This window comes from Pirellulales bacterium, from assembly GCA_019694435.1.
Classification (GTDB): Bacteria; Planctomycetota; Planctomycetia; order Pirellulales; family JAEUIK01; genus JAIBBZ01.
On sequence record JAIBBZ010000035.1, the window covers coordinates 1 to 13,414 of the forward strand.

General features: G+C 65.3%; 11 protein-coding genes. 4 read left to right on the forward strand and 7 right to left on the reverse strand.

Features of this window, described 5'->3' with window-relative positions; all coding sequences use genetic code 11:
* The coding region (locus K1X74_19635; GenBank protein ID MBX7168559.1) for a hypothetical protein at positions 1 to 240 on the forward strand (240 nt) is incomplete at its 5' end.
* Positions 241 to 338: 98 nt separating this feature from the next.
* Here the strand turns inward: K1X74_19635 and K1X74_19640 are convergent.
* Genes K1X74_19640 through rffA form a run of 3 tightly spaced genes read right to left on the reverse strand, consistent with a single transcriptional unit; the run spans position 339 to position 3,302 of the window.
* Entirely contained in the window at positions 339 to 1,112 is a 774-nt protein-coding gene (locus tag K1X74_19640; GenBank protein ID MBX7168560.1) for a sulfotransferase, read from the reverse strand.
* Between the two features lie 10 nt (positions 1,113 to 1,122).
* On the reverse strand, positions 1,123 to 2,118 hold the full coding sequence (locus K1X74_19645) for a glycosyltransferase family 2 protein (GenBank protein MBX7168561.1): 996 nt from the start codon (positions 2,116 to 2,118) through the stop codon (positions 1,123 to 1,125).
* Positions 2,115 to 3,302, reverse strand: a complete 1,188-nt coding sequence (rffA, locus tag K1X74_19650) for a dTDP-4-amino-4,6-dideoxygalactose transaminase (protein MBX7168562.1) — start codon at positions 3,300 to 3,302, stop codon at positions 2,115 to 2,117. Before rffA ends, K1X74_19645 begins: the two co-directional genes overlap by 4 nt.
* A gap of 440 nt (positions 3,303 to 3,742) precedes the next feature.
* Here rffA and leuC point away from each other — a divergent pair, with 440 nt between their 5' ends.
* The 3 genes from leuC to K1X74_19665 are packed head-to-tail and all read left to right on the forward strand — an operon-like array spanning position 3,743 to position 6,673.
* The gene (gene leuC, locus K1X74_19655) at positions 3,743 to 5,137 is read left to right on the forward strand and encodes a 3-isopropylmalate dehydratase large subunit (protein MBX7168563.1); all 1,395 of its coding nucleotides are present in this window, start codon (positions 3,743 to 3,745) and stop codon (positions 5,135 to 5,137) included.
* Positions 5,138 to 5,170: 33 nt separating this feature from the next.
* Positions 5,171 to 5,767 (forward strand): 3-isopropylmalate dehydratase small subunit, encoded by a 597-nt coding sequence (gene leuD / locus K1X74_19660; protein ID MBX7168564.1) that lies wholly within the window; start codon positions 5,171 to 5,173, stop codon positions 5,765 to 5,767.
* A gap of 36 nt (positions 5,768 to 5,803) precedes the next feature.
* Entirely contained in the window at positions 5,804 to 6,673 is an 870-nt protein-coding gene (locus K1X74_19665) for a tetratricopeptide repeat protein (GenBank protein ID MBX7168565.1), read from the forward strand.
* A gap of 30 nt (positions 6,674 to 6,703) precedes the next feature.
* Here K1X74_19665 and K1X74_19670 read toward each other — a convergent pair whose 3' ends face one another.
* From K1X74_19670 to K1X74_19685, 4 genes are all read right to left on the reverse strand, one after another.
* A complete protein-coding gene (locus K1X74_19670) occupies positions 6,704 to 7,441 on the reverse strand; it encodes a PEP-CTERM sorting domain-containing protein (GenBank protein MBX7168566.1) in 738 nt (245 codons plus the stop codon).
* A 325-nt stretch (positions 7,442 to 7,766) separates the two neighbouring features.
* On the reverse strand, positions 7,767 to 9,236 hold the full coding sequence (locus tag K1X74_19675) for a DUF1501 domain-containing protein (GenBank protein ID MBX7168567.1): 1,470 nt from the start codon (positions 9,234 to 9,236) through the stop codon (positions 7,767 to 7,769).
* A gap of 69 nt (positions 9,237 to 9,305) precedes the next feature.
* Complete coding sequence (locus K1X74_19680) at positions 9,306 to 11,921, reverse strand: PSD1 and planctomycete cytochrome C domain-containing protein (GenBank protein MBX7168568.1); 2,616 nt, start codon at positions 11,919 to 11,921, stop codon at positions 9,306 to 9,308.
* A 93-nt stretch (positions 11,922 to 12,014) separates the two neighbouring features.
* Entirely contained in the window at positions 12,015 to 13,301 is a 1,287-nt protein-coding gene (locus tag K1X74_19685) for a hypothetical protein (GenBank protein ID MBX7168569.1), read from the reverse strand.
* Positions 13,302 to 13,414 lie beyond the last annotated feature (113 nt).

The following is a 13,414-nucleotide window of genomic DNA, read 5'->3' on the forward strand; positions in this document are numbered from 1 at the left end:
CTGCTGCGCCCCGGCCTGCGAGCCGACCTGCTGCGCCGCTCCTTCGTGCTGCGACGATTGCTGCCACAAGTGCTGCAAGGTCAAGCGCTGCCGTCGTCATCGCTGCTGCCGTCCGAAGTGCTGCAAGATGAGCTGCTGCGAGCCGACCTGCTGCGCCCCGGCTTGCGAGCCCAGCTGCTGCGCTCCGGCTTCGTGCTGCAACTAAGCCTGGCGGCCCGCTCGTCGGGCTCGTCAGCTTAAGCTGAAACACTCCCGGCCCTTCGCGCCTCGGTATGGTGCGAAGGGCCGCGGTGTTTTTACCGCGTAGCCCGCCCTCGGCGGCGCCCCTGGCGGCGGATTTATCGCACCAAGGCTTCGAGTTCTGCGGTCGAGCGCGACCAGGCCGAAAGATCGCGCCCCAGCAGTTTGCCGAGCTCGCGGTTGCTCGTGTCGAACTCGGCCAGCAGGCGGTCGAGGGTACCGCGATCGATGCGCAGCTCGTCGGGCTGATGCGCGTTGTGGCGCTCGCGGGCCTCGGGCGGCTCGTGTTGTGGATCGACGCCCAAGAATTCGAACAGCGAACGGCAGAACGCCGCCGGGTCGGCCCGCAGATCGTCGTGCAACAGCATCAGCCGGTCGGACGGCGGGACGTACTCGAAGTAGGGCGGCAGGTCGAGCACGTACTTGCCCCGGCGGACATAGGCAAACGGGCTGACCGACACCCCCGCCACGGCGGCCCGTTGCGATTCCTCGGCCAGCGCGTCGGCCAGCGACAGGGTCTCCAGGCCGTTCTGGCGCGAGAAGCGATAGTTCGAAATCGCGCGTTCGGCCGGGTGCCGCAAGATCATCACGACCTTCATGGCCGGGAACTGCTCTTTCATGCGCCGGGCGGCACCGGGTGATTCGAGATATGACGTCGATTTTTCCCCGACGGCCCGAGCGGTGCCTGTGTCGGCGAACCACTGGGCGAGATACCACGCGCGATCGCGTCCCGGCCGCGGGTCTTCGACGAAATATTTGGGCTCCGGCCACGCGGGCCGCGCCATATAAACCTGCGGATGGCTGGCGAGGATTCGCACGAGCGAGGTGGTACCCGACCGCTGCCCACCGGCAATAACGAAGTTGGGTTCCATCGCGGCGCCGTTAGAGCCTCTTGCGGATGCGATACGACTTCTGCCCCGAGACGTCGTTGACGATACGCACCAGGTACTCGCCGACAGCGGCGAAGATGATGAGCACAATGCCCTGGTAGAACGACATCAGCACGACCAGCGACGGCCAGCCAGGAGTTTGCGTCTTGACGAAGAAGCTGCGAATCAAGAAGAAGGCGCCCAACAGGAAGCTGAACAGCGACGTGGCCAGACCGATGCCACACAAGAGCCGCAGCGGGAAGGACGAGTAGTTGAACACGATCCGCCAAACCAGCCGGGCAATCGTGCTCAGGTTGTAGTTCGAGGTGCCGACCGGCCGGGCGTGATGCGCGACGGGTACGTTGGCAAAGGTCTTGGCCGAGAGCAACACCAGGCCGGGGATGTACGGAAAGGTTGTGTTTACCTGGCACATCGCGTCGACCACTTCGCGGCGCAGGCAGCGAAAGTTGGTCAGCACCAGGGTCTTGGGCTTGTTGAACAGCTTGTAGTTCAACCAGCCGACGAGCTTCGAGCCGAGCAGGCGGAAGGTGCCGTGCATCTTCTGATGAAACTGGCCGAACACGGCGTCGGCGCCCTCGTCGGCCTTGCGGATCAGGTGGATCAACTCCTCCGGCGGGTTCTGGAGATCGTCGTCCATGGTGATCACCCAGTCGCCGCGCGACTGCTGCAGCCCGCAGAACACGGCACTGTGCTGCCCGTAGTTGCGCAGCAGGTCGATGATGACCAGTTCATCGCGGCCCTGCTTGAGGCGTTCGAGCACTTGCCAGCTCTCATCGGGGCTGCCGTCGTTGACGAAGATGTATTCGTGCGAATACGGGTGCTGGGCGAAGAACGCATCGAGCCGTTCGACGAGCTTGGGCAACAGGGGCGCCGAGCGATAGACGGGGATCACGATGGAATAGCGCGGACGCGCGCGGCCATCGGGCGACGGGGCCGGCTCGGCCGCGGCGCTGACGTGGCTTTCGCTCGAGTGCGGCGCCGCGGTCATGACCGAGCGACCGCCTGGCCGGAGGCCAACGTCACAGCCGGGCGCCGCAGGCGAAAAAACTCGCCGATCTGGTGCACGACCTCGGCTTGGTCGGCCGGCGTGATCTCGTAGTAGAAGGGCAGCCTCAACAGGCGCGCGGAGATCGACTCGGTCACCGGTAGTGGACCGGGGTTGCAGCCCAGTTTGCGGCCCATGGGCGAATCGTGCAGCGGGATGTAGTGGAACGTAGCACCAATGTTCTGCGCCTTGAGGTGCGCCATCAGCGCGTTGCGCGTCTCGGCGTCGGCCAGCATCACGTAGAACATGTGATAGTTGCTCTCGCTGTGCGGCGGGCAATAGGGCAACTGCACGAGGCCCTCGGCGGTCAGCGGGGCCAGCTCTTGTCGGTAGAGCAAATCGATTTGGCGGCGGCGTTCGGCGATGGCGTCGAGCATTTCCAACTGGGCATAGAGAAACGCCGATGCGACTTCGCTGGGGACGTACGAGCTGCCGACGTCGACCCAGGTGTATTTGTCGACTTCACCCCGCAGAAATTGCGAGCGGTTCGTGCCCTTGTCGCGAATGATTTCGGCCTTGTGCAGCAAGGCCGGATCATTGATGCACAACGCCCCCCCCTCGCCACAGGTGTAGTTTTTGGTCTCGTGAAAACTGTAGGCGCCCAAGGGGGCCAACGAACCCAGGGCTCGACCGCGATAAAAGGCATGCACGCCTTGCGCCGCGTCTTCGAAACAGTGGACGCCGTGCCGCTGGGCGATCGCGAGGATCTCGTCCATCTCGCAGGCCACGCCGGCATAGTGCACCGGGAGAATCGCCTTGGTCTTCGGCGTGATGGCCGCCTCGATCAACCGCTCGTCGAGATTCAGCGTGTCGGGCCGGATGTCGACGAAGATGGGTTTGGCGCCCAGCCGGACGATCGCGTTGGCGGTGGAGACGAACGTGAACGAGGGCAGGATGACCTCGTCGCCCGGCCCGATATCGCACAGCATCGCGGCCATTTCCAAGGCCGCCGTACAAGAGGGGGTCAGCAGCACCTTGTGGATACCGAATCGCTCCTCGAGAATTCGGCTGCAACTGCGCGTGAAATGGCCGTCGCCGGCAATGTTGCCCAGCGTTACGGCCTGGGCGACGTAGTACAGCTCTTTGCCGGCGATGAACGGCTTATTGAACGGAATGCGTCGCTGCATGAACTATCGCCCCCCATGGGGCGGCAAAGGGAACGAGACGTGCAGGCCAAAAGCAGCCGGCGGCGATCATCCGACGCGGATATAGTCCATAATACTGGACCCGGGGGGACCGACAACGATTTCGCCGCACGGCGGACGTGGACGTGACCGCCCTTTGCGCACAGCCTCATGGTTTCGTCGCTACCTTGCTCCGAACCGTTGCAATCGGCACGTTGTCCTGCTCGTGAGACCGCGCCCAGGCGACGTGCCGGACCGCCGCGAGCAACTCGTCACGCCGCACGACGGCGGGTATGATTTGGGTTTGCGACCGCCCGACAGGCTGCGTTCCGATCGGATGTCGTGAGCCGTATGCCGGCGATCTGCCGCCGCCAGCCTTAATCCCCCCCTCCTGACCCGAGCAACCAGCCCGAGCCCGTTCGATGAGCAATTCCCCCCGCACGATGTTCGAAAAGATTTGGGACGCCCACGTAGTCCACGCGCCGCCGGGGGAACAGACGATTCTGTACATCGACCTGCACCTGGTCCATGAAGTGACCAGCGCCCAGGCATTCGAGGGCCTGCGCATCGCGGGCCGCAAGGTGCGCTGTCCCGAGCGGACGATCGCCACGCCCGATCACAATGTGCCGACCACCGATCGCCGGTTGCCGATCGCCGACCCGATCTCCAAGCAGCAGATCGACACCTTGCGGCGCAATTGCGAAGAATTCGGTATCCGGCTGTACGACATCAACGATCCTCACCAGGGCATCGTGCACGTGATCGGGCCCGAGCTGGGCCGCACACAGCCAGGTATGACGATCGTCTGCGGCGACAGCCATACGGCCACGCACGGGGCCTTCGGCGCGCTGGCTTTTGGCATCGGCACCAGCGAAGTCGAACACGTCCTGGCCACGCAGACGTTGTTGCAGTTCCGGCCCAAGACGTTGGAGTTGCGGATCGACGGGCGGCTCGCCACGGGCGTTACCGCGAAGGATTTGATTCTGTACTTGATCGGTGAATTGACGACCGACGGCGGCACGGGCTATTGCATCGAGTACACCGGCAGCGCCGTCCGCGCGCTGAGCATGGAAGAGCGGATGACGGTCTGCAATATGTCGATCGAGGCCGGCGCCCGGGCCGGGATGATCGCCCCCGACTCGACGACCTTCGACTATTTGCGCGGTCGCCCGTTTGCCCCGCCAGGCGCCGCGTTTGACCGGGCCGTGACGCGTTGGGAGCAACTGCCCAGCGACCCCGGCGCGAAGTACGACAAGTCGCTCGTGTTCCAGGCCAGCAATGTCAGCCCGCAAGTCACCTGGGGCACCAATCCCGGCCAGGTCGCGCCGGTGACCGGCCGTGTGCCCGAGCCGGCAGCGCTCGACGACGACAATGCCCGCAAGGCGGCCGCACAGGCGTTGAATTACATGGGCCTCAAGCCCGGCACGCCCATTACCGACATTCCCATCGATCGCGTGTTCATCGGTTCCTGCACGAACAGCCGGATCGAAGACTTGCGTGCCGCGGCCAAGGTCGTGCGCGGCTACCATGTGGCCGATCGCGTGCACGCGATGGTCGTCCCAGGCAGCGGACCGGTCAAACGGCAGGCCGAAAGTGAGGGCCTCGATCGTGTGTTTACCGAGGCGGGGTTCGAATGGCGCGAGGCCGGCTGCAGCATGTGCCTGGCGATGAACCCGGACGTGCTATCGCCGGGCGAGCGGTGCGCGTCGACGAGTAACCGCAATTTCGAAGGTCGCCAAGGCAAGGACGGCCGCACGCACCTCGTGTCGCCGGCGATGGCTGCGGCGGCGGCGGTGCGGGGCGCGTTTGTCGATATCCGCGACTGGCAGTTCAAGTAAGTTGTTGGCCGTTTTCTCAAGGCACCGAGATTGATGCAACCGTTTACCACGCATACCGGCCTAGTCGTGAGCATGGACCGGGTGAATGTCGACACTGACCAGATCATCCCCAAACAGTTCCTCAAGCGGATCGAGCGGACCGGCTTCGGGCAGTTCTTGTTCTTTGACTGGCGGTTTTTGAACGACGGGCAGCCGAATCCCGAATTCGAGCTCAATCGTCCTGCCGCACAGGGGGCCACGATTCTGGTGGCGCGACGCAATTTCGGCTGCGGTTCGAGCCGCGAACACGCGCCCTGGGCCCTCGAGGATTTTGGCTTTCGCGCGATTCTCGCGCCGTCGTTCGCCGACATCTTCTACAACAACTGTTTCAAGAACGGGCTGCTGCCGATTCGGTTGAGCGAAGTGCAGATCGACGACTTGTTCCGCCGCGCGGCCGCGACGCCGGGTTACAAGCTGACGATCGATCTGGCCAAGGCCACAATCCGCGACGAACAAGGGCTGGAGATCAAATTCGAGATCGATCCCTTCCGCCAGCATTGCCTGCTGAACGGCCTGGATGACATCGGGCTGACGTTGCAGCACGAGGACAAGATCGCCGCCTATGAGGCGCGGCTCAGCACGGCGGGCTGAGCGGATCGACGCGACCACCAGCAGCGGCAAGAGTTGATGATGTCCCACGACGGTACGCCCTGGGTACTCGAAACGACCGACGAGCGTTTCGCCGCCGATTGCATCGAGCGTTCGCACGACGTACCGGTGGTGGTCGACTTTTGGGCCGAGTGGTGCGGGCCGTGCCGGATGCTCGGCCCGACGCTAGCGCAACTGGCCGGCGAATTCGGCGGGCGATTCCTGCTCGTGAAGGCCGAAATGGACGTCAATCAGGGCGCCGCCGCGGGACTGCGCGTCGAAGCGATCCCGGCCGTTTTCGCGCTCCGCGACGGTCAAATTGTCGATCAATTTGTCGGTCTGTTGCCCGAACCGCAATTGCGGGCCTGGATCGAGCGCATTTTGCCGCAACCGGCCGAAGTGCTGGCGAAGGATGCGGCGCAGCTCGAATCGACCGCGCCGCGCGATGCCGAAGCGAAGTACCGAGAGGCGCTGCGGCTCGATGCGAACCTGGCCCCGGCCAAGATTGGCCTCGCGCGTCTCCTCGTGCACACGGGCCAACTCGACGAGGCCGGCCGCTGGATCGCCGATCTAAGGGAACGCGGCTTTCTCGAGCCCGAGGCGGAAGCCGTCGAGGCCGAGTTGGCGCTGCGCGCACATGCCGGCGACAGTGGTGCGGTCGACGCGCTGCGAGCGGTCGTTGTCGCCGAACCCGACAACGGCCAGGCCCGGCTCGATCTGGCCCAGGCGCTGGCGGCCGCGGGCCAGCACGCCGAGGCGCTGGAATTGTGCTTGAGGCTAGTGCAGACCGACCGCAAGACGCACGGCGACCCGGCCCGGGAGACGATGGTCAACATCTTCCACCTGCTGGGCCCGGACCACGAGCTGGTCAGCGAATATCGCCGCCGGCTTTCGGCCGCGTTGTACTAGGGCCGAGCGTCAATTTCAAACGGCCATCGGTCAGCGCCGTTCCCGGCGATCGATCGCGGCGCTGTGCGCGGCTCGCTGACGACATCGTCGTGCGGCAAAGGCGAATCCAGCCAGGCCGGCTCCGAGCAGTGCGAACGACGATGGTTCCGGGACTAGGTCCGTATCGTCGAACCATTTGAAATTCTTCTCCGGCGCTAGCATGTCGGTTCCGCTCCAGGTGAGCGTGAGCTTGCCGTACATGTCGCCCAGATTGCTCGGATCGGTCCAAGGCAACGACTCGACCGCCGACGATGGTGCGGCGCCCGTCGAGATGATGATCGGGATAACGCCCGCGACGCCCGTTCCGCTCAAGGGCGTCGAAGGCGTGCTGCCGTCGTCAAACAGGGAAGGTTGAACGCCGCCGCGCGAGGGGCGCAGATCGATCTCGACCTTCGAGATGTAGACCGCCAGCGGATCGTCGACCACCGGCGAAAAGTTGTCGATCTCCCAAATGGCCGAGGACGTCTCGCCCGAGACGATGAAGCCAAAGTTGGGGTGATAGGGCGTGCTCGCGGTGTGCGTCAGCGGCGTGCCGATCAAGGTCATGGTCACGCTGCCGATCTCCAGGGGCGTGCCGCTGAAGATCGACGAGAAGTGGACCGTCACCAGGCCGCCGGCGAGATCGTCCGCATAGTTGATCGGCTCGATGATCGTCGCCGTAGCGGGAGCGATGAAAACGGCCAAACAGGTTGCGACCGCCAAGGTCGAACGAAGCAGAGCAGCGTGCATGTGCGTGACCCCCAGAAGAGAAGGACGTGTTGTGCCCCACGCACCGTTGGCTCAGAAACGCTTTGAAGATTGGTTCGAGTAAGACTCCGATTTGTGAAATGTCCGAATCCAGCGCGAGATTATCGTTCGCTCGGGGCGGCCCGTCCATCTAATTTTCACCGGCGAGCGCCTCGTCTGACTCCGTACGCACAATGCGCACCATTCCGCTATTTGATTGGCAGCCATCGTTGGAGGCGCTTAGCAGACCGCGGTACGACGGCGAAGCAGACGAGCGGGTAACGTCCGAATTCGGTTGCCAAGGCCCGGCTGCAGTCGTTAGGCAGACCTACGCCAAGATTTCCCGGATGGGGCTACCGAAGTCGATCTCCAGACGCTTACGCCCGGGAACTTCGAGGCGGCGCGGGTCGAGGCCCAATTGGTGCATCACCGTGGCATGGATGTCGGTCACGTAGTGGCGGTTCTCAACGGCGTGGAAGCCCAACTCGTCGGTCGCGCCGTGCACGGTGCCGCCCTGGGTGCCGCCACCGGCCAGCCAGACGCTGAAACCGTAGGGGTGATGATCGCGTCCATCGGAGTTCTGGGCGCCAGGCGTGCGGCCGAACTCGGTGGCCCAAACCACGAGGGTCTCGTCGAGCAGGCCGCGCTGTTTGAGGTCTTCCAGCAAGGCGGCGATCGGTTGATCGACCTGATCGCACAGGGCCGCGTGGCCGTTTTTCAAATTGCTGTGAGCGTCCCAGGCCCCGGCGCCGCCGTTCGAGCCGTGAAAGATCTGTACGAAGCGCACGCCGCGTTCGACCAGCCGCCGGGCGGCAAGGCACTGTTGACCAAAGACGCGGGACTCTTTGCGGTCGAGACCATAAAGCGCTTGGGTCGCGACTGTCTCGCGGTCGAACGACAGTACCTCGGGCACCGACATCTGCATGCGGAACGCCAGCTCATAGGCGCGAATTCGCGCGGCAATCGCCGGATCGTCGGGGTATTCGACGCTGCTCAGTCCGTTGAGCTCGCCAAGCAGCTCAAATTCGGCTTGCTGCTCCTCGCGATAGATGCCCGCCCCGGGCGCTGCAAACGGCAAGGGCCGGGCTGGATCGACTTCGAGATGCACGCCGTTGTGCGCTGGCCCAAGGTATGCGGCACCATGCCCGCCGACGCCGCCGCAACAGTCGGCAATTGGCGTGCCCATGACGACAAATTGCGGCAGGTCGTCGCACAACGAACCGAGTCCGTAGTGAACCCAGGAGCCGATCGTGGGGAACTGGCCCTCGAGCGAGTGCCGGCCGGTGTGGAACTGGAGCTGTGCACCGTGATTGTTGTCGGTCGTCCACATCGAACGGACGATCGCCAGGTCGTCGGCGCGCTGGGCCAGGTGCGGCCACCAATCGCTGATTTCGATCCCGCTTTGCCCGTGCTTCTGGTAGCCGATCTGCAACGGGAACAACTGCGGATGCGGATGATGCAGCCCCGGCACGATCTCGCGCAGGTTCTGCTTGAGGAATGGCGACTGCAACGGATCGACGAACGGGGTCTCGGCGACGGTCTTGCCGGCGTATTGCGTCAGCGCCGGCTTCGGGTCGAAACTCTCCATGTGGCTGGTGCCACCGATCATGAACAGCCAGATCACGCTCTTGGCTCGGGGCTGGAAGTGCGGCTGCCCATCGGGCGGCGACCAGCCCAAGGCGTCGGCCACGTGTTCGGGCGCGGCGGCACGGGCAACACCATCGCGGAACAGCAGCGAGCCCAGCACCAACCCCGTAAGGCCCATGCCGGTGTCAGCCAGGAAGGTGCGGCGATGCATGGTCCCGCGCGCCGGGTGGCAGCCGCAAGCGAATGCGTCTCGAGATGGCCGGAGGGGCATGTCCGTACCTCAGCGAATCGTCACGAAGTCGTTATGGTTCAGCAGGACGTGCACGAGGTCCTCGCGGGCACGTCGCTCGGGCGCGCGTGCCGGGGTGTCGGTCGCATCTGCGAAAGCGGTCAATCGCTCGGGCGCCGCGAGTAGCGCCTGTTGCCGCTCGAGAAACTTGAGGCAAGCCTGCCGTTCGTCGCGGCTGGGCGCGCGAGACAGGGCCGTCTCGAACGCCGCGTCGATGAACTGCTCGGGTGGTTGCGCGGCGAGCGTCGCGGCGATTTGCCGCGCTTGGTTCCGCACAAAGTCGCTGTTGGCCAGCGCCAGGCCTTGTTGGGGGACGATCGATTCGGTGCGGCGGTAGCATTCGGTCATGCTGGCGGCATCGAACAGCTTGAGAAACGTCATCTGCTTCTCGTGCGCGTGTTGAAAATACACGCTGCGCCGCAGGCTGCTCAGACCCTGATCATGCGGCAGATCGGGACCGCCGGGCGACGCGTCGAGCGACCCGGAGATCGCCAGCAGGCTATCGCGCACCACTTCGGCTTCCATGCGCCGCGGATTCATCCGCCACAGCAGGCGATTGTCCGGATCGGCCGCAAGGGACTGCGGCTGTGCATCGCGCGCAGTCGACATGCGGCGATACGCTTCGGCCGTCACGATCAGTCGATGCAAGTGCTTCATGCTCCAGCCATGCTCGACCAATTCAACCGCCAGCCAGTCGAGCAGTTCGGGGTGCGCGGGCAGCGAGCCGTGATGACCGAAATCGAAGACCGATTCGACCAGGGCCGAGCCGAAATGGCGGAGCCAGATGTGGTTCACAGCCACCCGCGCCGTGAGCGGGTTGCGGCCATCGGCAATCCACCGGGCCAGCGCCAAACGCCGGCCCGTGCTCGTCGCCGGATAAACGGCCGTCAAAGGCGTGTAATTGCCGTCGAGCGGCTGCGCCAATGCGTTCCGGGCTGCGGCCAGACGTTCGCTGGCCGCCTTCGCGGCTTCCTCGGCCTTGGCCAGGCTCTGCTTTGCCGATGGGTCGTCGGGCTTCGCCTTGACCTGGTCTTGGGCCGCGTCCACTGCGGCCGTGGCCTGGTTGGCCGCTACTTCGGCGGCAGCGACCGCGGCTTCGCGCTCGCGCTGCTGAGCACTTTTGGCGACTTCGTGAGCGTCGGGCAAAACGGGCGCGCCATACCGAGCGCGGTCTGCGGCCACGCGGGCTTCGAGAGCGGCCAACGCCAACGCCGAAGCCCCGCGTTGTGCGTCATCCGTGGCGGCAGCCACAGCCGCCTGCGCCGCGGCCAGCGTTTCGAGCTGCACGTATGGCTGGTAACCGGGATAGTATGCCGCCACGGGGAGCGGAACAGGCACGATCGCCAGCGACTCAGGGGCCAGCGCCGACGGCAGACCGGGGCTGAGCGATTGCTGTTTATCCGGGTCGGCCTCGTTGCCGCGCACGAATAAGTAGGTCGGCGTGCCGGGATCCGCGTCGTAGGCCCGCGGAATGGCGGCGATCGTCACGTCGGACTGCCCCGGTAGCCGTTCGGCGCGAATCTGGTGCGGCTCGAAACAGGCCCGCAGTCGGTAGTAGTCGGTCTGTGCGATCGGGTCGTATTTGTGATCGTGACACCGCGCACAATTGAACGTCAGTCCTAGAAACGCCTTCGACGTGTGCTCGACGGCGTTGTCCAGCCAGACGTTGCGATTGAAGCGGTACCAATTGCGGGCCAGAAAGCCCGTGGCGCGCAAGGTTTGCTGGTCGAGCGGGGCAATTTCGTCGCCGGCGAGCATTTCGCGGATCATCTGATCGTAACCGCGATCGGCGTTGAGCGACTCGATGATCCAATCGCGCCAATGCCAGATGTGCAACTGGCTGTCACGCACCTCGGCCCCGTAGCCGGCCCAATCGGCATAACGCCAGACGTCCATCCAGTGGCGCCCCCAGCGCTGGCCATAGAGCGGGCTGGCGAGCAGCTCGTCGACCACGCGGCGGTAGGCCTCGTCCGAGGGGTCGGCCAGAAACCGTGACAGCTCGGCGCGCGTAGGAGGCACGCCCACCAGGTCGATGTACACCCGGCGCAACAGCAGCTCGGGCGGGGCGGGCGCAACCGGTTGCACTCCCGCGGCGTGCTGCGCGGCACCGAGGAACAGGTCGATCGGATTGCTCGTCGCGGAAGCGTCGCGGGAAGCGGCGGGCAAGGCGGCCCGGCGCGGCGGGCGGAATGACCAATGATCTTCGGGACGCGGTTGCGGCAGCTCACCGGCTGGCTGTGGTGCGCCGGCCGCGATCCAGTTGCCTACGGCGGCAACTTCCTCGGCCGCTAACGGCTTGCCTTCCAGAGGCATCGTCACCGCGTCGTCCGCCCCGGTGATGGCCCGATAGAGCAGGCTCTGCTCGGGCTGCCCCGGCTCGACGGCCGGGCCGCTGTCGCCGCCGGCGAGGATGCTCGCGGCCGTGTCGAGCCGCAAATTGTTGCGTTGCGAGAGCGCGCCGTGGCAGGCGTAACAGCGCCGCTCGAGAACCGGTTTGACCTCGCGCAAATAAAGCTGGTCCGCCGGTTCGGCCGCCGATGCCCCGGCGCCCAGCAGGCCGGCAAAGGCAAACACCAACGGCAGCGGCAGGCGATTTCCTGGCAACATAGTGCGACCCGCCAGCGGACCCTCAGATCAACCGACGTTGATGTTACCGCCGCTGCAGTCCAGCGGCAACAAAAGGCCAGCAGGCAACAGGCCTTAGCGCTGCGGCGGGTGGTCGCGGAGGTAACGCGCCAAGGCCTGGGCCAACAGTGCGCAACCGCGCTCCGACAGGTGATAGTCGTCGTAGAAATTATCCTCCCAACCGGTCAGGTCGGGGGCGACGTCGGCAACCTCGGTCTCCGTCTGCTCGCCCGTATCGAGCATCAGATCGTTGTACTCGTCGATCGTCTCGCGGCAGTTGCCCACGTCGAGCGAGGTCCATTCGCGCGGCACCGGGTCGCTACGGGCGAACCACATGCGCTTGCGCCCGGCTTCGCCGACGAAATCGTCCCACAGAACCGGCTGCGTGACGAACACGAGCCGCACGCCGCGCGCGTGCGCCGCGTCGGCCATGGCCCGGAGACGCGCACTGTATTCCGTGGCGACTTTTCTCAGGTCAAAGGGAAAGGGCTCGATCGGCCGGCCGAGTCGCCGGTAGCGCAGCACGCGGCCGTCGTAGTCGTAGTAATAGCCATGCTGCCAGCGTCCGTTCCAATCGTAGCGGGCCAGATCGATGAGCCGCGATCGACGCCACAGGGGCGCAGGCGTGCCGCGCACGTCGAGCCGCATGAGCGACCGCAGGAAATCGTTCACGCCCACCATGGCGACGATGCAGTCGACCTGGTCGACCAGCGGCGACTCGCGCAGGAACTTCAGGTGCTGCGCCGTGGCATATTCGCTGACGGCCGCGGCGCCGACCCATGTGGATTGGCCCGCCAGCTCGGGAAGCTCGCGCGCGAGTCGCGACGTCCACGTGGCCTGGTCGTCGATGTACAGACATTCGGTGGCGCTGTCGCCGAGACAAAGAATCCGGTAGGCCGCTTGGCGCTCGGGCCACTCGGGACCGCGGAGTCCCTGGCCGTTGAATGCTACTTGCGACTTGCTCGAAACGCCCGGCATCTGAAACAAGTTCGGCTCGAACGCGTAGCGCGTGTTCGGCCAGCGGCAATGGAACTCGGGCCAGGGCCAGAGTTGCCCCAGTGCCGCTTCGGCCACCAGCCAGGCGCAGAGGCCCGCCGCGCCGAACGCCCAGCACTCCGTGCGCTTGCGGGCCAGCGCGCGGCGGAGTCCGCGCGAGACCACGGCCAGCGGCAAACCGAGCGCGAGGGTTGCGGCCGCCAGGTAAACGATCGCCCCGAACGAGCCCGGCGTTTGGGGCGACCAGCCGCGCGCCACAGCGACAATGCTGTCGCCGACGACGATCGCCGGCACCAGGCAGAAACCTACCCAGGAAGACAGCACCGCGGTCGGCGACGGGTCACGAACTGGCTGTGTTTCGGTCATCAGCGGGGCGGCTTACCGCAGGTGGGTCAATGAAGTCCGGTATTCTGTCGCCCGCTCGACCAGCAAGCAATGCGCGGGCAAACCGGCTGGGCTGCAGGCGAGGTCCGCCGCGA